Raw genomic sequence first — 18,740 nt, forward strand, 5'->3', positions numbered from 1 at the left:
TAAACTCCGTTTTTATTATTTAGCCAGGCTGTCCAGCAAACCGGCGGCTACGGCAGGGGCTAAGCCCGGTGCCAGCGGCAGGCGGGGGATCACCAGGCAGTGCAGCAGATGATAGATATCCTGCTTGCCGTCCCAGACTTTGGTGGTCACTTCGTTATGGATGTCCAGCTCCTGCCACCACGACCCGTTTTCGTAATCCATCAGGTATTTGATGCAGTAATCCCACCACGTCTGATACCACGTCTCGTACTGCGCCTCACCGGTGACCGTATAGAGCGCATAGGCCGTGCCCATCGCCTCGACGATCGGCCAGCGCACGCGTTCGCGCACGATAGGCTTGCCGTCCCAGCCCACGGAGTAGACAAAACCATCGGCCCCGTCGGGCGCCCAGGCGTCGCGGATGGTGGCGTGGAACAAGCCTTTCGCATCTTCCAGCAGCCACGCTGGCGGTGTTTCAAAGCGCGCTTCCAGCGCGGCGCGCAGGTGCAGCATCAGGCGGCCCCACTCGATCCAGTGGCCCGGCGTGCCGCCGTAGGCGCGGAAGCGGTGGGCGGGGTTATCGATGTTGTAATCGCGGATCGGGTTCCAGTGAGTGTCGAAATGCTCGTTAACGCGATAATCTCCCTTGCGCGCCACGTCGTGAATAATCACCGAGGCAATGCGCAAGGCGCGGTCGAGCCATTTACGATCGTGCGTCACGTCATAGACGATCAGGAAGGCTTCCACGGCGTGCATATTGGCGTTACCGCCGCGGTAATCTTCGGTCTTGCTGAATGCTTCATCCCAGGATTCGAGGCACATCTGCTCCTCTTCGCTCCAGAAATAGCGCTCGATCACCGCAATCGCCTCGTCGAGAAGCGGGCGCGCCTGCGGGTGGCCGGTGGTTACGGCGCTTGCCGCACCCAACAGCACGAAGAAGTGCTGATAACCCTGCTTGGAGGCGTCGACCACGCCCTCGTCGTTAACGCAGGCGTACCAGCCGCCGTGCTGGCTGTCGCGCAGCGGGCCGTTAAGGGCGTTGATGCCGTGCTCAACCAGCGCATACGCGCCGGGACGCCCCATGTTGGCGGCAACGGCGTAAACGTGCAGCATGCGGGCGGTGATCCACAGGTGGGTGCCCATATCGCTACGCACCTGGCCGTTATTGCCCAGCCAGCCGAAGCCGGTCGGCACGGCGGCGTTTTTACCGAAATCGAGAATGCGGTCAGTCTCTTGCTCAAGCCAGCGGTTGTGGCTCAGGGTGTTAAACCATTTCATGTTCAGGTCCTTTCTTAACGGCGTGCCATCATTTCGTCGACGATCTCACCTAAACGCTGCAATTTCGGTACAGAAATATCGCGAAGCATCATTTCGGTGTCCGGCAGACCCACCACCGATGACCAGACGGCCCGACCAGCGAGGAAACCGGATGCGCCCGCCTGCATGGCAACCTGTACCGCGCGGGGGAAGAGTTTGTCGTCCACGCCGGAAGAGAGGATCACCCACGGCATGGCGATGTTCTCGTTCAGCTTCTGCGAGGCGGTCAGCAGCGCCTGCTGAGAACCTTTGCCGAACAGCGGCATCTCCACCTTGTAGAGATCGGCACCGCTGTCGCCGAGCTCTTTTGCCGCCTCAATAATCGCCTGTTCGCGATTAAAGGTGGCCCCGCGACGCGGCGGGCGAACAACGGGCTCGATAATGCTCAGCAATCCGTTGTCGTGACACAGCTGGTTAAACGCCTTCACCATCTCCAGACGCTGCTGCGGATCTTCATCGCTGCGCCAGAGCACCAGCAGTTTCAGCGCCTTGCCGCCGTCGCGTTTAACCGCCTGTGTGTCGATATTTTTATCAATCACCACGCTGTCGACCGGAATACCGTTCCCCGGAATAAACTCGTCGGCGGCCACAATCATTGCGCAGCTTTTGGCCACCGCCTGCTGCTCGACAATCTGGCGATAGCAAAACTGCTGGTCGACCAGGATCGCAGAGGCATACGGCGAGAGAATTTTGGCCGCGTTGACCTTAAAATCGGTCAGGTGTTGGTCGCTGACCGGCACCGGGGCACCCGCCGCGGCAAACATCAGGCGCATCGCCTCGCGCTGGTCAACGGCCAGCATTGCAAAACCGCCGGAAGGCCGGGTGATATCGTTCAGGGTGTACGTCGTCATTTCTCAATCCTTTCCTGTCAGTGTGATTTTTTCAGCCCGGCGGATGTACGAACCTGTTCAAGAATGGCCGTCCAGTCTTCGCGCCCGCGTCCGGCGGCGCGCGCCTGGTTATAGACCTCACGCGAGGCGGCACCCAGCGGCATCGGGACGTGCAGCTGGTTTGCGACATCCAGGGCGATCCCCAGATCTTTATGCGCCAGGTCGATCATGAACGCGGGCGTAAGATCGCCTTTCAGCACCTTGTTCGGCCAGGAGGTGGTGAAGTGGCCTTTACCCGCTGGCGTACCGCTCATCACCTTCAGCGCGACATCGAAGGAGAGGCCGAGTGCTTCACACAGCACGGCTGCCTCGGCGGAAAGCGCGTTGAGGGCGATGCTCATGTAGTTGTTGATAAGCTTCACGCGGATCCCCATGCCCGGGCCGCCCGCGTTGACCAGTTCGTTGCCCATCGCCATCAGCACCGGGGTGGCGCGCTCAACCTGCTGCGCTGTGCCGCCCGCCAGCAGGAGTAATGTCCCGGCGATGGCATGGTCGGAGGTGCGTCCGACGGGAACGTCCATCATGCTGAAACCTAACTCAGCCATTTCGCCGATCAGGGCGTCGGTTTGCAGCGGGTGAATAGTGGACATATCAATGACCAGCGCGTCGCGGGATAATCCTTCACACACGCCCAGCTCGCCAAACAGCACCGAGCGCACCAGGTCGCCATTTGGCAGCATGGTGATGACAAACTCGGCCCCTCTTGCTGCCTGTTCAGGCGTTTCTGCTGCCTGCGCGCCGCAGTCCACCAGCGCCTGTACGGCCTGCGGGTTCACGTCGAAGACGCGAAGCGAATGGTCGTGCTTCAGCAGATTCTTCGCCATTGGCGCGCCCATCTGCCCTAAACCGATAAATGCGATTGCTGACATCTCTCTCTCCTGTCACATCGTGTCAAGTATTGCGCGTTTTTGTTGTCTGTTTTTGATCGTATTTGTAATTTATGGTCAAAAAATTGACACGGGTCACTTTTTAAACATTTGGTGAAATTAAAATGAGAGCATCAAAAACGCATAAGGATTGACCATGACTCGCATCGTTTGTGTCGGCATTACCGTGCTGGATCGCATCTGGTATCTCGATGATTTGCCGAAAGAAGGGGGGAAATATGTCGCTCAAAACTATACGGAAGTGGGCGGTGGTCCGGCGGCTACGGCGGCGGTGGCGGCAGCGAAACTCGGGGCAAGCGTGGACTTTATTGGCCGGGTGGGTGATGACGATACCGGCAACCGACTGCTCGCGGAGCTGGAGTCCCTGGGGGTGAAGACGCGTTTTACCCGCGTAGTGAAGGGGGCGCGTTCTTCGCAATCGGCGGTTCTGGTGGATGCGAAAGGGGAGCGGATTATCGCTAACTACCCCAGCCCTGACCTTCCGCCAGACGCAGACTGGCTTGCGGATATCGATTTTTCACAGTGGGATATAGTGCTGGCGGACGTGCGCTGGCACGACGGCGCAAAGCAGGCGTTCACCCTTGCGCGCCAGCAGGGGGTGCAAACCCTGCTTGATGCGGATGTCACGCCGCAGGACATTGCTGAGCTAATTGCGCTAAGCGACCATGCGGCCTTTTCCGCACCGGGCCTGTGGCGTTTAGCGCAGCGGGAGGAGACGGAGGAGGCGCTCAATAAAGCGCAAACGCTCACAAACGGTCACGTCTACGTTACGCAGGGCAGTGAAGGGTGCTACTGGCTGGAGAACGGACAGCTTTGCCATCAGCCGGGATTCAGCGTGGACGTTGTGGATACCACGGGCGCGGGGGATGTTTTTCACGGTGCGCTGGCGGTCAGCCTGGCGCAGCGCGCGCCTGCACGGGACGCCGTGCGCTTTGCCAGCGCGGTCGCGGCGCTGAAGTGTACCCGCCCCGGCGGACGTGCGGGGATCCCTGACTGTGATCAAACCCGCTCTTTCTTGTCACTTTTTGTATAAAATGCTCAATGTGATGGTTTTCAAAGGACAACCCATGAGCCTTACCGAATTGACCGGTAACCCGCGTCACGATCGGCTGCTTACGCTTATCGCCGAACGTGGCTATATGAACATCGATGAACTGGCGCAGCTACTGGATGTCTCGACGCAGACGATACGACGGGATATTCGTAAGCTGAGCGAGCAGGGGCTGATCACGCGTCATCACGGTGGCGCGGGGCGGGCGTCAAGCGTGGTCAACACGGCCTTTGAACAGCGCGAAGTCTCCCTGACGGAAGAGAAGCGGGCCATTGCCGAAGCCATAGCTGATTACATTCCCGATGGGTCGACCGTGTTTATCACCATTGGTACAACGGTGGAGCACGTTGCGCGGGCGTTGTTAAACCATAACCACCTGCGCATCATCACCAACAGCCTGCGGGTGGCGCACATTCTCTACAAAAATCCGCGCTTTGAGGTGATGGTGCCGGGCGGGACGTTACGCCCGCATAACGGGGGCATCATCGGCGCTGCCGCCACGGCGTTCGTCTCGGGCTTTCGGGCGGATTACCTGGTCACCAGCGTCGGGGCGATTGAGCAGGACGGTGCGATGATGGAGTTTGATGTCAACGAGGCCAGCGTGGTGAAAACGATGATGACCCACGCCCGACACATTTTGCTGGCGGCCGATCACACCAAGTACCACGCCTCGGCTGCGGTCGAGATCGGTAACGTGGCGCAGGCGACGGCGCTCTTCACCGACGAAGGTCCGGGTGCCACGCTGCAAAACTATCTCAAATCCAGCAAAGTCGAGGTGGTGGTCGTTAACGACCACGTGCCGGGTTAATTCCTATCACGGCCCGACGGTGTGGTCGGGCTATGCCTTTCCCGAAGCTGAATCTGGCGCATAGCCAAACCTTATCTTTCCCGCTACAGTTACTTTTCCACGGCGAAAAGGAGATAAACATGCTTTATATCTTTGACTTAGGAAATGTAATCGTCGATATCGATTTTAATCGAGTGCTGGGCGCATGGAGCGATTTTAGCCGTGTACCGCTGGCGACGATAAAACAGAATTTTAAGATGGGTGAGACTTTCCATCAGCACGAGCGCGGTGAAATCAGCGACGAAGAGTTCGCAGAGCGTCTCAGCCATGAAATGGATCTGCCGTTAAGCTATGAGCAGTTTTCTCACGGCTGGCAGGCGGTATTTGTGGCGATCCGCCCGGAAGTGATCGCGATCATGCAAAAACTGCGCGAGCAGGGGCACCGTGTGGTGGTCCTGTCGAACACCAACCGCCTGCATACCACATTCTGGCCTGATGAATACCCTGAGATCCAGACGGCTGCAGACAAAATCTACCTGTCTCAGGAGATGGGCATGCGCAAACCGGAAGCGCGGATCTATCAGGCCGTGCTCCAATCGGAAGGTTTCACTGCCGCCGATGCGGTCTTTTTCGACGACAATGCCGATAATATAGAAGGCGCTAACCAGCTAGGCATCACCTCTATTCTGGTGACCGGAAAAGAGACGATACCGGACTACTTTGCGAAGCAGTTATGCTAAAAACCGTTCATCAAAAAGCCACGCACCATACGCGTCCGCTGCGTGCGTGGCTGAAACTCCTCTGGCACCGCATTGATGAGGACAACATGACCACGCTGGCGGGTAATCTCGCCTATGTGTCGTTGCTTTCGCTCGTGCCGCTGGTGGCCGTTATTTTTGCGCTGTTTTCCGCCTTCCCCATGTTTTCGGACGTCAGCCTGCAGCTTCGCCATTTCGTGTTTGCGAACTTCATTCCGGCAACGGGCGATGTGATTCAGAACTACATCGAGCAGTTCGTTGCCAACTCCAGCAAAATGACCGCCGTCGGCGCATGCGGGCTAATCGTCACGGCGCTGCTGCTGATGTACTCCATTGATAGCGCGCTTAACGCGATCTGGCGCAGCAAAAAGGTTCGCCCCAAGGTTTACTCGTTTGCCGTGTACTGGATGATTTTGACGCTGGGTCCGCTGCTGGCGGGGGCCAGTCTGGCCATCAGCTCGTATCTCCTTTCACTGCGCTGGGCGAGCGATCTCAACACCGTGATTGATAACGTTTTGCGCATCTTCCCGCTGTTTTTGTCGTGGCTGTCGTTCTGGCTGCTTTACAGTGTCGTTCCCACGACGCGCGTGCCAAACCGCGATGCGGTTGTTGGGGCGCTGGTGGCGGCTGTGCTCTTTGAATTGGGCAAAAAAGGCTTTGCCCTTTACATCACGATGTTCCCGTCTTACCAGCTGATTTACGGCGTGCTGGCGGTGATCCCCATTTTGTTTGTCTGGGTTTACTGGACCTGGTGTATCGTCTTGCTAGGCGCCGAAATAACTGTCACTCTCGGGGTCTACCGCGAACTCAAACAAGAAGCACTGGCTGAAAAACAACGAGAAGCAGACCAACCATGATTGCATTGATTCAACGCGTAACCCGTGCCAGCGTCACCGTGGAGGATGAGGTGACGGGTGAAATTGGCCCGGGACTTTTGGTGTTGTTAGGTGTCGAAAAGGATGACGACGAACAAAAGGCTAATCGCCTGTGCGAGCGCGTGCTGGGCTACCGCATCTTCAGCGATGCCGAAGGTAAGATGAACCTGAACGTTCAGCAGGCGGGTGGCAGCGTACTGGTCGTTTCCCAGTTCACGCTGGCAGCTGATACCGAACGCGGCATGCGTCCGGGCTTTTCCAGAGGCGCTGCGCCCGATCGCGCTGAAGCGCTTTATGAATACTTTGTTGAACGTTGTCGCCAACAGGACATGCATACGCAAACCGGACGATTCGCTGCAGATATGCAGGTCTCGCTGGTGAACGATGGCCCCGTCACCTTCTGGCTGCAGGTATGAGCCAGCTGGCGGCGTGGCCGCGGTTAACAAGAGAGAGTACACCTATGTATCACCTTCGAGTACCGCAAACGGAAGAAGAGTTAGAGGTTTACTACCAGTTCCGCTGGGAAATGCTGCGCAAGCCGTTACATCAACCGAAAGGTTCAGAGCGCGACGCCTGGGACGCCATGGCGCACCATCAGATGGTGGTCGATGAAGAGGGCAACCTGGTCGCTGTCGGACGTTTGTATATCAATGCTGATAACGAGGCCTCCATCCGGTTTATGGCAGTACATCCCTCCGTTCAGGACAAGGGGCTGGGAACGCTGATGGCGATGACCCTGGAGTCCGTTGCGCGTCAGGAAGGGGTAAAGCGCGTGACCTGTAGCGCCCGCGAAGACGCCGTGGAGTTCTTCGCCAAGCTCGGTTTTGTTAATCAGGGCGAAATCGCCGCGCCGCAAACCACGCCAATCCGCCACTTTCTGATGATCAAACCTATCGCCACCCTGGACGATATTCTGCACCGTGCCGACTGGTGCGGACAGCTGCAGCAGGCCTGGTATCAGCACATTCCGCTCAGCGAAAAGATGGGCGTGCGTATCCAGCAGTACACCGGACAAAAATTCATCACCACCATGCCGGAAACCGGCAACCAGAACCCACACCACACCTTGTTTGCCGGCAGCTTGTTCTCGCTGGCGACGCTCACCGGCTGGGGGCTGATCTGGCTGATGCTGCGCGAGCGTCATCTCGGCGGCACCATCATCCTGGCGGATGCCCATATTCGCTACAGCGCCCCTATCAGCGGTAAGCCAGGCGCGGTGGCCGACCTGGGTGCCCTCGGCGGCGATCTCGACCGCCTGGCGCGAGGCCGCAAGGCGCGCGTGCAGATGCAGGTCGAGCTATTCGGCGATGATACCCCGGGAGCGGTGTTTGAAGGGACGTATATCGTTCTGCCCGCCAGGCCCTACGGCGCGTTTGAAGAGGGCGGGAACGAGGAAGAATAGTGATAGTGAAAGAGAGTTATCTCTTTAGAAGATAACTCTCACGTTGTATTAGAAGCGGTAGCCGATGCCAAAAATAAATCCATTGATGGCATAATTACCATCCAGATCGGCTTTCGTTCCTTCATATCCGAGCGTCATCGAAACATTTTCGACAGGATTAATCATCAGGCCTGCAGCATAGGCAAAAGAGGTCGATTTTTCAGAAAGACTTTCATGGCCCGTATAATCGACATAAGCGTCAACCCAGGTTGTTTCTCCCGTTGCCTTAATATAAGAGATGCCACCCAGAGCATACAGGGAAATATAATCGTTAATACGGTATGCCGGACCTGCAAGCACGGAATAATATTTCACATCGACTTCATTTTTCACGAAGTCGTTAGCCACATAATACTGATTGGAACCATCAGCTTGCATATAGGTGAAAGAGCCAACAATGCTCAACGGTGATTGAAACTCGTAGCGATATTGCAGGTTAACGCCGCTCATGCTGTTGAAGTTTTGCACATCAGCGTGGGCATAGCCAATGGATAAGGTTTGTTCGTTAGCAAAGGTTGAACCACTTGCCACTGCGGTTGCCAGTAGGATCGCCAGCGATATTTTATTCACTTATTTATTCCATTTATATTTTTTATCAGGGAAGCTGATTTTAAATTAGCAGTGGTAATAAAAATAGAGCGCAAGGGGTTAATAAGGTTTATTTAGGAATAAATTTAGAGTTGTATTTCGAATGTACAAATGCATTCCCAGAACGATGATACTCGTTCGAGTAATAGTTGTATCCTGAAGGCTGTCTGGAAGGGCTAAGTATCACGCCAATCAATGAATTGCAGGTGCAGAAATGTCGAAGGACGTTCCTTGGCAGAGTGATATGGGGGATTTACTAATAATTCAGAGGGATAGTTAACAGTAAAAGAAAGATCCCGGCTAAGGCCGGGATCGGTTATATAGTTATATTAGTGGATGTTAAATCGATATTTTATCCATAAGCCAATCACTATTACACTGCTAACAAATGAGCCCATTTTAACACCTAAAAATAAAGTGTTAATAACGGATATATTAGCTTGTCCTGTTTCAAGATAAAAAATAACAGGATTAATAAGAAGCGCAAAAAATGAGCTCAGACTCATGATTATCATCAGGACGCTGAATACAGTGATCCAACGGTAGAAATTATTTTTCATTTTCCGTACTCCACTGTAAATTATTCATGGTTTTGGAACCACCTTGTGCTATGGATTCTGTAAAGAGTGTTGATATAGAATTACCTGTTATTCCAGGTATTGCTGACAAAGGTAATGATTTACTTATACCCATTCCCATATCTGTCCATTCATAGTTCCCGAAACTGATCGAGGCGATCGTCAAGCCGCGGCGGTAAGGTTCTAACAGGCTGTTTTGTAAATCAAAAGCCCGGCCAGATGGCCGGGATATTTAACTTAGAAGAGAATCTGCATATTCTTTTACATTGGACATGATTTTAATTATTTCTTGCTTTGATATGGTGACGTCCTCTAACAACGGTTTAGCAATGTACTCCCATATATTTCTTTCTTCACTTTCATCTTTAATAATGTGTTGTATTGTGCCGCCAATTATTCTCAATGATGTATCGTTTGCGACGGCAAAAAAACATCCGCCAAATGCACTGACGTTTGATGATGTAATACAATAGTCAAATACTTGTTCAGGATACTCATCCTCTTCTGTAGGCTCAGGGTAGGTTAAGTAAAACAAACGATTAAAAGCATCCTCTGTAGGTAAAGAAAAAATCTCTTTATTTTGAGGATGTGATATCAAAGCACAATCGTTAGCAATAACCTCATAGAGATCAGCGAGCAACGTCGAAGTCCTAACATCACCTGGATATAAAGTTCCATTTATGACTAAATAAAACAATCCATTTTTGATGGTTTCTCCCCATTGAGGGATATATTCTGTCCAAATAGCAAAACGATATGGATCACCAAAAATCATATTTATCTCCATTTTCCTGGTAAACCGAGTTCTTTTTTAACACTATTTGGAACATCGCTTTTCTTTAACGGAACAGTTTTATCTCCTGTACTACCAGACCAGTGCCATGTTCCATCATTTGCGTTGGTAAATTGATGAACATTTCCTTCTGCATCAATTGCATATCGTTTTTTTCCACCTACAACTGATGTTCCAAATAGGTCTATAGAATTTTTGGGTTCAGTCCCAGCATTAAAGCTATAACCTTGTTGTCCCGGTGTATGTTTCGGGTTGGATTGATAATTCAAGCCATTTTTTGCAGAGGTCGCAGTAGGTGTAGGTAATGGACTACCTCTACCCGCCTTACTTACCCCACCAAATGCCGAAGCCGCAGTACTTGCTAAAATACCTGCCTGAACTTCATCCAGACCATATTCTTTCTGGAGTGCTTCAGATACTTTTTGAGTGGCAACAACACCTTCAGCCTGCATTTGCTGCGCAAACGTAGCCGTCAGATTGTAAACCATCTTGAGCGGGATATCCTCTCCCAGAGCACGATCTATTGCCTGTTTCACCGCCAGGCTGTCGGTCAGCACATCACCATATTTCTGCTGGCAGGTCGTTGGATTGGCCGCACAGTCACTGATAAGCTGCTGTTGTTGAGAGGTACTCAGTTCCTCATACTTTTTGATAATGCTTTTACAGTCCCCGCCGTTAGCCTGACAGGACTTCATTTCAGCTGACCAGGCATATATTTGCTTGCTGTTCAGATAGTTATTCTCAACCACCGTCTTCCCGGCCTGAGCCCCGTCAATGGCGCTGGCCGTGCCGTCTCCCGCGACACCACCCGCAATCCCTGCAGCCAGGGTTGCCAGGGCGCTGATGGTCTGTTTTTCACTTTCGCTCAACGCAGTAACATCCTTGCCGTACATCTCCAGCGCAATACTGCCTGCCAGCTCCCCGGCGGCGGCTCCCGCCGTACCCGCAAGCGTGTCTTTCCCCTGCATCGCCGCCAGCACGGCATTCGCCACTGCGTGGGCAGCGGCTTTTTCCATCGTTTCGTCCAGCCCGGAACGGTGTCCGATAATTTCCGCCACATACGGTGCGGCTGCCCCGGCCAGTGCGGCGCTGATGTCACCTCCCGACAGCCCCTGAGCGGCGGCGGTGGCTGCCTGAATGGCACGCTGCATGTCGCTGCCCGTGCCGTATTCTGCCTGCGCGTCACGGTAGGCCTGGGTTTCTTTCAGCTGCCCGGTGGTCATCTCAGGATGCACCCTGCGCGCCTCCTCCAGCGCGTTCAGCTCACCCTGCGTCCGGGTAATATCCGCCACCTGGCTGCCGATGTCCCCGACAAGCTGCGCTTCCTCCATCCTGCGCTGTTCTTTCTCCCTGTCGAAGATGGCGTCGATGCTGCCGTTTGCATGAGCCGTGTCGCGGCTCAGGTCCGCCACGTCCTGCGCCTGATGCGCCTTATCGCGAACCACCAGCGTGCCGCTTTCAATGGCCGCGCGCGTCGTGCCCTCCGCGCTGTCGCCGCTGTCCGCCCCGACCAGCAGGTTACTCGCCATATTACCCGTGAACTGTCCGGGGAGGCTGCCCCCGGAGCTGATGCCCGCGCTCTGGTGCTCCACGTCGTATTCAGCGGTGTTGTGGATTTCGCGCCAGCCGAGCGTCCCGGTGTCGAGGCGGTTTTTATCCGCGGTGGCGGTGGAGGCGATAATCGCGCCGTCGAGCTGCGTGTGGCTGCCCACGGAGATATCGAACCCGCCGTTGCCTGCAAAGATGCCGGTCTGCTCCTTCACGGAGGCATAGTCACTGGACATTTTATCCCGGCTGTAATTAACACTGGCGGAGCCGCTCATGGAGCCGAACGTGAAGCTGCCCCCGGCGCTGGCGTTCTGCTGTGTGCTGTCGTAGCGGTCGGTGTCCTGCTCGCTGGCAAGGGTCAGGTTGCGGCCGATGTCTGCCACAACGGTATTGCCGCTGACCTGTGCCCCGGCGAGCGTGGCGTCACGCCCGCTGACGATGCTGAGCGTCTCCCCGGCCTTCACGGTGGTTTCGGTGTGGGTGGTGCCGTTCCCGCTCTCCTTGCCTTTGCCGCCGTTCACGCTGGCAGAGGCGGTGATACCCCAGCCGCCGGAGCCAGTGCCGATACCGACGCCCGCGCTGCCGCCGTGGCTTTCGTTTTTGCCGTCCAGCCCGGCGGTGTTCAGCGCCGATATCAGGTTCACGTCCTGGCTTGCCTGCAGCAGCAGGTCGTTTTTCGCGTCAAGCTGGCTGCCGTGGACAAGCACGTCGCCGTCCGTCGCCACCACCGTGAGGTTATTCCCGGCGGTGAGGCTGCTGCCTTTCGCCGTGGTCTGCGTGCTGGTCTGGGTGGATGTTGACGACTGGCTGCCGTAAGAGAGGCTGATGCCGACGGTGTTGTCATTGCCTTTCTGGTTGCCGGTGGCCTGGTCGAGCAGGACGGACTGCGCGCCCTGTCCGAGGGTCAGCGCGCCTTTCACAGCCTGCAGTGCGGCCAGCCGGTCGTTATCGGTCTCACCGGCCTGCTTCAGGGTGTGGACGCTGCTGTCGAGCGCACCGCCCGCCGCGCCGGACAGCGCAAGCGTCAGGCCGGAGGATTTCTGCTCCACGGTGTGGGTCTGCGTGCCGCTCTCCGTGGCGGCGGTGATGCTGACGTTTTTGCCAGCCAGCGTCATGTCGTGCCCGGCAATCAGGTCGGTGCCGTGGACGTTCAGATCACTGCCTGCGCTCAGGGTGACGTTGCCGTCAACAGAGCCGACGGTGCTTCCGCGCAGGGTGGTGTCCTGCGCGGTATCGGTGACCTTCAGGCTCTGGCTACCGTAGCTGAAACCGATGCCGCCCGTGCCGGACAGGCCCGATTTTTTCTCCTGCCGCTGATGGCTCTCCTGACTGTGCTCTTCCGCCGTGGTCAGGGTCAGGTTGTTGCCCGCGGCCAACCGGACATCATTATCGCCAACGATATCACTGCCCTGAACAAGCAGATTATTACCCGCCTGCAGGGTGACGGTGTCGCCGCTGAACAGGGCGCCCTGTGCGGTCTCGCGGTTAACTACATCGTGGGTCGTCACGGTCTTTTTCGACAGTGCGCCGCTGCTGCCGCTGGATTTATGGTGCGACTCAAATTCACTGCTGTCAGTCGCGGCCGTGATGGAAAGATCATGCCCGGCACTCACGATGAGGCGATCGCCCGCGTCGACGGAGGCCGCCTGCGCATTCACGTCGCGTCCGGCCATCATCAGAACATCGCCCGCGCCAGCGACCTCGCTTCCCACCTGCTGCGTGGCGGATTGCTTCAGCCAGTTGTCTTTATCCCAGGTCAGGTTATCGCTGGCCGAGGTGGTGACGGTCGACAGGTTTAGAGCCCGCCCGGCGTTGAGCACCGACTGACTGTCGCTGCCGCTGTTCACCACCTGCGCACCGGTCAGGCTGAGATCGCGCCCGGCGTTCAACACCAGCTTACCGCCATCGCCCTGAACGTATATCCCCGCCACACGCTCAACGGTGGTTCGTTCAAAGCTGTTTTCCCCGGCGGTGCTCTCTGCACTACGGGTGGTGGTGGTGATGTTGATGTCCCGTCCGGCAGAGGCCAGAACGGAATGGTTGCCGGAAATCGTGCCGCCAATGTTGCTGATGTCCGTGCGGGCGAGCAGGCTGACGTCTGCCCCCTGAATCGACCCGGCCTTGTTGGTGATGTTGTCGGCGCTAAGCTGGACCGCTTCGCGCCCATGAAGGGTGCCGCTGTTGACCAGGTCGCGGTTCAGGTTCATCACCAGATTTTGGCCGCCCATCAGTGCGCCGCTGCCGTCAATGTCGCCAGGCTGTACGCGAACATATACCTGCGGCACCGTGACCGTTTGCCAGCTTCCGTCTGCAAGCTGCACCCGGGTGTTGACCAGCCAGACCATGTCCTCTGTCAGCAGGCTCATCTGTTCAGCGGTGAGTGCCACGCCAGGAATCAGCTGATGCGCTTGCCCGAAAGCAATACCCGCATCCATCAGTGCCCTGAACTGGGTCTCATCATCACGGTAGTCACCCAGATAACGCCCGCCAGTGAGGGCGATGATCTGCTCGCGCACCAGTCGCTGCTCGTAATAGCCGTCGCCAAGCCGCTTGTGCACGTTGTTGGGATCCGTCGTGAACGCATTCTGCATGTAATCACTGCCGAGCCATGTTTTGTCGTTGGTGAAGCGTGGGTCGGTTTCGATCAGATAATGCGCATTCGGGTCCGGTAACGTATTAAACAGGCTGCTGTCCGGCAGGCGGGTGTCTGGCCCTGCCGCACGGATTACCACGTCCTGCGCATCGCTGGCGGGCGTTTCGATCCATTTGCCTGGAGCCATTCCGGCAGGCAGTTCAGGGGACGAGGTATCCTGTCCGGGTGAGCGGGTCTCCACGCTAACCGTCAGGCTGCCCGCCTCATTGAGCGTGGCGTCCGTTCCGCGTGCGGTGGCAGGGGAGAGGGTAATATCGCTGCCTTCAGCCTGGCTGTTGCCCTCCATGCGTCCGGGATTCAGGGAGATGGACTGGATCACCACTGGCGGCACATAGTCTGAGGTGCTCTTGCCCTGAGAGTCGCCGCCCTTTTTAGATTTGCGGCTGTAGTGCGTCACCGAGCCTGCATCGGTGATCCAGCGGCTGCCTTCCGGCATCACGTTATCTACCGAATCGGCGAAGATACCGAGCGTTCCTCCCGCCACAATCTGGCTTTTATCGTTCAGTACCTGGTCTGCCGCGATCAGCATGTTCCCACCGGAAAGGATTTTGCCCGGGTCACTCTCGGCAATGACCTCTTCTTCGATGGTGCGGGTGTAGTTGTACTCGTAAAAGTTATCATTGTTGGCCCCGGTATCGTCCGGGGTATTGAGGTTCAGCAGGCTGTCGGCAGAGTTATGATCGACAAACACCCCTTCGGCATCGGCATCCCAGCGGTCAGGCGATCCCTTGTGCTGATACTCGTGTATCTCTTCCGTGGAGATCAACGCCACTTCGGTGCTGAAGCGATCGTTAACGTTGTTGATCTGGCCGACGGACAGCGCCATATCACCTGCGGATTCAATGGTCGCGCTGTGGTTGTTCAGCGTCTTTGCCTGACCGGTGGCAAAGCCACTGGCATCGACCTGTCCGCCGATAGCCAGCGCACCGTCGCTGTAGATCAGCGCATGATCGCGGTTGTTAATGGTGTTAGCGCCAATATCCACGCGCTGACGCCCGGCGATGGTCGCCGCTTTTCCGCCCTGAGCCAGGTTATTCAGCGTTGTCGCCTGAAGTGAAAGATGGTCACCGTAAATGCGGCCAGTACCCGCGTTCGTTATGGTTCCGGCACGCAGCCACGTCTGGCTACCATCGATAAGACCATTGTTGTCGAGCGAATCGGCAACCGACAGCCAGGTCGCACCCGCAGCTATTTCACCGGAGGCCGTGTTGATGAGGCTTCTGGCAGAAAAGTCGAGTGTTGTACCAGCCAGCAGGTTACCGGAGTTGGTCACGCGGCCTGGGGTGGTAAAGGTCATGCTGCCGTTGGCAATGACATCACCCGTATTGTTGAAGGCCTGGCGTGTTCGAAGGGTCATGTCGCCAAGTGACAGCAGCTGGCCGTCACCGGTGATGTCGTGCGCGTCGATATCCGTGTTTTCACCACCGATGACCACGCCGTCGGTGTTGATGAGGCGCATGGCTGCCCCACTCAGCGACAGTGCGCCAGCGGCGGACAGCTCACCCTCGGTGTTATCCAGGGTTTCGGCACTGGTGATGGTTAACGTATTGCCTGCCAGCGCCGTTCCCTGAGCATTATCAAACTGCTGGCTGTTGATAGTCACATCCAGCCCTTCAATGCCCTTTTCTTCGGCCTGAGTATTGCGGTTAATCAGAGAGGCGGCGTTCAGCGTCACCGTTGCGCCACTGCGTATCAGGCCCAGCGTGTTATCGATTGCGCCCGATACGGCGTTCACCACCAGGTTGCTCAGAGCCTGGATCTGCCCGTCCTGGTTATCAAGACGATCGAGGGTGAGGGCAATCTCTTGCTCGCCAACCAGACGCCCGCCGGAACGGTTATCCAGCGAGGTTGCCCGCAGCGTAAAATCACCCTTTGCCCCCAGCGTACCGGCCTGGTTGTTCAACCCGGCGGTCGCCAGCTGCATAGCCGCCAGACTGTAGAGTGTCCCCTCGCGGTTATCCAACTGATAGCCATGTGTATCCAGGACAATCCCGCTCCCCTGAATGATCCCCTGACGGTTATCGGTATCGCTGTGTGTGGCGAGCGTTAGCGTATCCAGGGCAAACAGCGTTCCGGCGATATTGCTAAAGCGTGTGGCGTCCAGTGTGGCCTGTTTTTCGGCGAGCAGTACGCCTGCATCATTTTGCAGATCGGTCGTCGTCATCGTCAGGTTTCCCTGGCTCACGATGCCGCCCGCATCGCCGCTGTCGCGGTTGCTGATATGTTCAACGGCCAGGGTGAGATTGCCCCCGCTTTGTACCAGCCCGCCGCTGTCGTTATTCAGACGTTGCCCGGTGATGGCGAGATCGCGCTGGGCGGCAATCCTCCCTCTCTGGTTGGTTATCCGGGCCGTGTCTATACGCGCATCTTTACCGGATACCAGAGTGCCTTGGGTGTTATCCAGCGACCCGGCATGAATATTCAGCGAGCCAGTCGCGCTAAGGGTACCGTCGCGGTTATCCAGGTTATCAACCAGCGCCAGCGACAGGTTGTTGCTCGCGCTGAGCGTACCGCGCTGGTTGTCAACGGCGTGCACATCCAGTTGCAGGGTAGAATCAGAGGCCAGCGTACCGTCGCGGTTATCTACGTCTTTGGCCCAAATGGCAGTCTCTTTCGCCCCGGCAAGCATGCCGTGCTGGTTGTTAATGCTACCAGCGTTTACATGCAGTGTGCCAAAGCTGACGATGCCGCCCGTCGTCAGGTTATCTTTGTTTGAAATGCTGGAGCCGTGCGTGTCGACGAACATGTCCGCGCCGGACTGAATCAAACCTTCGTCGTTATTCAAACCGATGCTGTCGAGTGTCAATGCCTCATGGGCGGCGATGGTCCCGCCGATGTTAGTCAGCGCTTTGCTGCTGGTCAGCCCGATGCGGCCTTTTTCAGCGCTGATAAAGCCCCCGCTATTGTCCAGCCCATCGGCGGCCACGCTGATGCTGCCTGCCGCAGCCAGTTCGCCCTTACGGTTATCCGTCAGGCCCGCCGTTTTTATCGTCAACGTGCCGGTATCAGCGGCGATAATCTGGCCCTGGCGGTTATCCAGCGATGCGGCGTTGACAGTCACCGTGGCGTTGGCGGCAATGCTGCCTTCGCGGTTATCAATACCGTCCTGATGGTTCAGCGTCAGTTCACGTGTGCCGCTCTGGCTAATCTGACCTTTCTGGTTTTGCAGGCGTTTAGCGGTGAGCGTGAGTTGATCGGCTGCGAGCAGGCCACCCTTGTTGTTGAGTGTGCCAGCGGTCGTCGCGCGAAGCGTGTCCCGGGCAACGATCTGCGCGCTGTGGGTGCTGAGATCGCCTTGTCCGGCGTTAAGGGTGATGGTATTACCCTGCGTCACGCTGCCTGATGCATCCAGCCCCCGGCCTGTTGCTGTGATATTACCTCCCGCTGCATTCACGCCGTGCATCTCCAGCTTGCCGCTGGCGCTTAGCGTCAGGTCACCGCTGCTGCCCGTTCTGCCGTCTGGTTGCACCCCGGATGCCAGCGTTCCGGTGCTGGCGATGTCCGTACCGGTCAGGCTGACGTTATGTTCAGCGGCAATCGAACCGCTGTTTTGCACGGAGGCCGTGCTGGAAAGCGTCGTGTCCGCGGAAGCCCAGACGGCGCCGCTGTTTTCAATACGTCCGTCGGCGGAGAGGGTGACTGTCCCGGCTTGTGCACCGATACTGCCTGCATTGCGCACCCCGACGCCTTTCTCCGTTCCCAGCAGGCGGATTTTCCCGGCGTACATGCCGCCGACCTGTGAGACATCCAGCGCCAGCACGGGTTTCGCCGCGTCGTTACCGGCGAGGGCTGTGACCTGTTCGTGGGCCACATCCACCGCGTTGCGCCCGGTGGTGACGCGTAAATCCTGAGCGTGAATGGCGGCATTCACCTGTACCGCCCGGGCGATGATATCGGTGTGCTCCTGGCCGGTGGAGTCCAGCCCGCTGCCGTTCACGGTAACGTCGCCGCGCTCCACCTGATATCCGGTTATCCGGCCATCATGCATCTGCGCGGTGCCTGTCGTCAGCGTGGCGCGCCCGGCATTGATAAAGCCGCAGCCGTTGCAGGTGATGCCCGACGGGCTGGCGATCACCACGTCAGACTTCTGTCCAGCCACCTCAATGTAGCCGTTGAGCTGGCTCGGGTTGCGCGCGTTCACCTCGTTGAGGATGACTTTAGCCTCGCCTTTCGCCAGCCACGGGTTGGCGGTCACCATCCCGCCGAGCTGGGTTGACGTGTTTTTATGGGAGTTGTTCAGAATGGCCCCGTCCTGGCCGACGTCAAACCGGCTGAAGGTGTTGCGGGATACACCCCCTGCCGATGGGGTCTGGATATTCACCTGCGTCGTGCCGTTAGCGGTGCTGATGACGGTGGGCTGTTGTTTACCGGGGGCGGAGGCGTCCGCCACAATCCCGGCAGCCTGCACCGTTATCGCACCAGAGGCCAGCCACAGAGCAAGGCTGAGGGTACCCACGCGGCAGACAAGGCGCTGAAGGCTCCGCCCGATGCCGCAGGAGGATGCGCTGCCCGAACAGCTCCGGGCAAGCTCAGAGACGACCATCAGCATGCCGCGGGCTTTATTAAAGACGATGCGGTACAAACGTTTATTCATG

General features: G+C 57.0%; 12 protein-coding genes. 6 read left to right on the forward strand and 6 right to left on the reverse strand.

Annotation, left to right across the window (positions count from 1 at the left end; genetic code table 11):
- Window positions 1-15 precede the first annotated feature (15 nt).
- The 3 genes from yihS to yihU are packed head-to-tail and all read right to left on the reverse strand — an operon-like array spanning window position 16 to window position 3,055.
- Window positions 16-1,257 (reverse strand): sulfoquinovose isomerase, encoded by a 1,242-nt coding sequence (gene yihS, locus FFS28_RS19415; RefSeq protein ID WP_058610705.1) that lies wholly within the window; start codon window positions 1,255-1,257, stop codon window positions 16-18.
- Window positions 1,258-1,271: 14 nt separating this feature from the next.
- Window positions 1,272-2,147, reverse strand: a complete 876-nt coding sequence (gene yihT, locus FFS28_RS19420) for a sulfofructosephosphate aldolase (RefSeq protein ID WP_137903746.1) — start codon at window positions 2,145-2,147, stop codon at window positions 1,272-1,274.
- Window positions 2,148-2,164: 17 nt separating this feature from the next.
- A complete protein-coding gene (gene yihU, locus FFS28_RS19425) occupies window positions 2,165-3,055 on the reverse strand; it encodes a sulfolactaldehyde 3-reductase (protein ID WP_137903747.1) in 891 nt (296 codons plus the stop codon).
- 154 nt (window positions 3,056-3,209) lie between these two features.
- On the opposite strand from yihU, the gene FFS28_RS19430 reads away from it, so the two are divergent.
- The 6 genes from FFS28_RS19430 to fabY all read left to right on the forward strand — a co-directional run bounded on the left by FFS28_RS19430 (window position 3,210) and on the right by fabY (window position 7,946).
- Window positions 3,210-4,106 (forward strand): sugar kinase, encoded by an 897-nt coding sequence (locus FFS28_RS19430; protein ID WP_137903748.1) that lies wholly within the window; start codon window positions 3,210-3,212, stop codon window positions 4,104-4,106.
- Window positions 4,107-4,140: 34 nt separating this feature from the next.
- On the forward strand, window positions 4,141-4,932 hold the full coding sequence (locus tag FFS28_RS19435) for a DeoR/GlpR family DNA-binding transcription regulator (RefSeq protein ID WP_137903749.1): 792 nt from the start codon (window positions 4,141-4,143) through the stop codon (window positions 4,930-4,932).
- A 119-nt stretch (window positions 4,933-5,051) separates the two neighbouring features.
- The gene (yihX, locus tag FFS28_RS19440) at window positions 5,052-5,651 is read left to right on the forward strand and encodes a glucose-1-phosphatase (protein WP_042322647.1); all 600 of its coding nucleotides are present in this window, start codon (window positions 5,052-5,054) and stop codon (window positions 5,649-5,651) included.
- Window positions 5,645-6,526 carry a virulence factor BrkB family protein gene (locus FFS28_RS19445; protein WP_137903750.1) on the forward strand — a complete coding sequence of 294 codons (882 nt, stop codon included), beginning with the start codon at window positions 5,645-5,647 and terminating at the stop codon, window positions 6,524-6,526. The genes yihX and FFS28_RS19445 overlap by 7 nt, the downstream gene beginning before the upstream one ends.
- The gene (gene dtd / locus FFS28_RS19450) at window positions 6,523-6,960 is read left to right on the forward strand and encodes a D-aminoacyl-tRNA deacylase (protein WP_137903751.1); all 438 of its coding nucleotides are present in this window, start codon (window positions 6,523-6,525) and stop codon (window positions 6,958-6,960) included. The genes FFS28_RS19445 and dtd overlap by 4 nt, the downstream gene beginning before the upstream one ends.
- Window positions 6,961-7,004: 44 nt before the next feature.
- On the forward strand, window positions 7,005-7,946 hold the full coding sequence (gene fabY / locus FFS28_RS19455; protein WP_042322650.1) for a fatty acid biosynthesis protein FabY: 942 nt from the start codon (window positions 7,005-7,007) through the stop codon (window positions 7,944-7,946).
- A gap of 48 nt (window positions 7,947-7,994) precedes the next feature.
- Here fabY and FFS28_RS19460 read toward each other — a convergent pair whose 3' ends face one another.
- From FFS28_RS19460 to FFS28_RS19475, 3 genes are all read right to left on the reverse strand, one after another.
- A complete protein-coding gene (locus FFS28_RS19460) occupies window positions 7,995-8,555 on the reverse strand; it encodes an Ail/Lom family outer membrane beta-barrel protein (RefSeq protein ID WP_137903752.1) in 561 nt (186 codons plus the stop codon).
- Window positions 8,556-9,383: 828 nt separating this feature from the next.
- Window positions 9,384-9,926: an immunity 42 family protein gene (locus FFS28_RS19470; RefSeq protein WP_171007423.1), complete on the reverse strand. Its 543-nt coding sequence runs from the start codon at window positions 9,924-9,926 to the stop codon at window positions 9,384-9,386.
- A 2-nt stretch (window positions 9,927-9,928) separates the two neighbouring features.
- Window positions 9,929-18,739, reverse strand: a complete 8,811-nt coding sequence (locus FFS28_RS19475; RefSeq protein WP_171007424.1) for a hemagglutinin repeat-containing protein — start codon at window positions 18,737-18,739, stop codon at window positions 9,929-9,931.
- Window position 18,740 lies beyond the last annotated feature (1 nt).

This window comes from Enterobacter sp. 2VL (assembly GCF_005503595.1).
GTDB classification, from domain to species: Bacteria; Pseudomonadota; Gammaproteobacteria; order Enterobacterales; family Enterobacteriaceae; genus Enterobacter; species Enterobacter cancerogenus.

Coding starts and splice junctions, on each gene's coding strand:
- FFS28_RS19435 (WP_137903749.1), top strand. CDS start 4,141: ATGAGCCTTACCGAATTGACCGGTAACCCGCGTCACGATCGGCTGCTT.
- yihT (WP_137903746.1), bottom strand. CDS start 2,147: ATGACGACGTACACCCTGAACGATATCACCCGGCCTTCCGGCGGTTTT.
- FFS28_RS19475 (WP_171007424.1), bottom strand. CDS start 18,739: ATGAATAAACGTTTGTACCGCATCGTCTTTAATAAAGCCCGCGGCATG.
- FFS28_RS19445 (WP_137903750.1), top strand. CDS start 5,645: ATGCTAAAAACCGTTCATCAAAAAGCCACGCACCATACGCGTCCGCTG.
- yihS (WP_058610705.1), bottom strand. CDS start 1,257: ATGAAATGGTTTAACACCCTGAGCCACAACCGCTGGCTTGAGCAAGAG.
- yihX (WP_042322647.1), top strand. CDS start 5,052: ATGCTTTATATCTTTGACTTAGGAAATGTAATCGTCGATATCGATTTT.
- dtd (WP_137903751.1), top strand. CDS start 6,523: ATGATTGCATTGATTCAACGCGTAACCCGTGCCAGCGTCACCGTGGAG.
- yihU (WP_137903747.1), bottom strand. CDS start 3,055: ATGTCAGCAATCGCATTTATCGGTTTAGGGCAGATGGGCGCGCCAATG.
- fabY (WP_042322650.1), top strand. CDS start 7,005: ATGTATCACCTTCGAGTACCGCAAACGGAAGAAGAGTTAGAGGTTTAC.
- FFS28_RS19470 (WP_171007423.1), bottom strand. CDS start 9,926: ATGATTTTTGGTGATCCATATCGTTTTGCTATTTGGACAGAATATATC.
- FFS28_RS19430 (WP_137903748.1), top strand. CDS start 3,210: ATGACTCGCATCGTTTGTGTCGGCATTACCGTGCTGGATCGCATCTGG.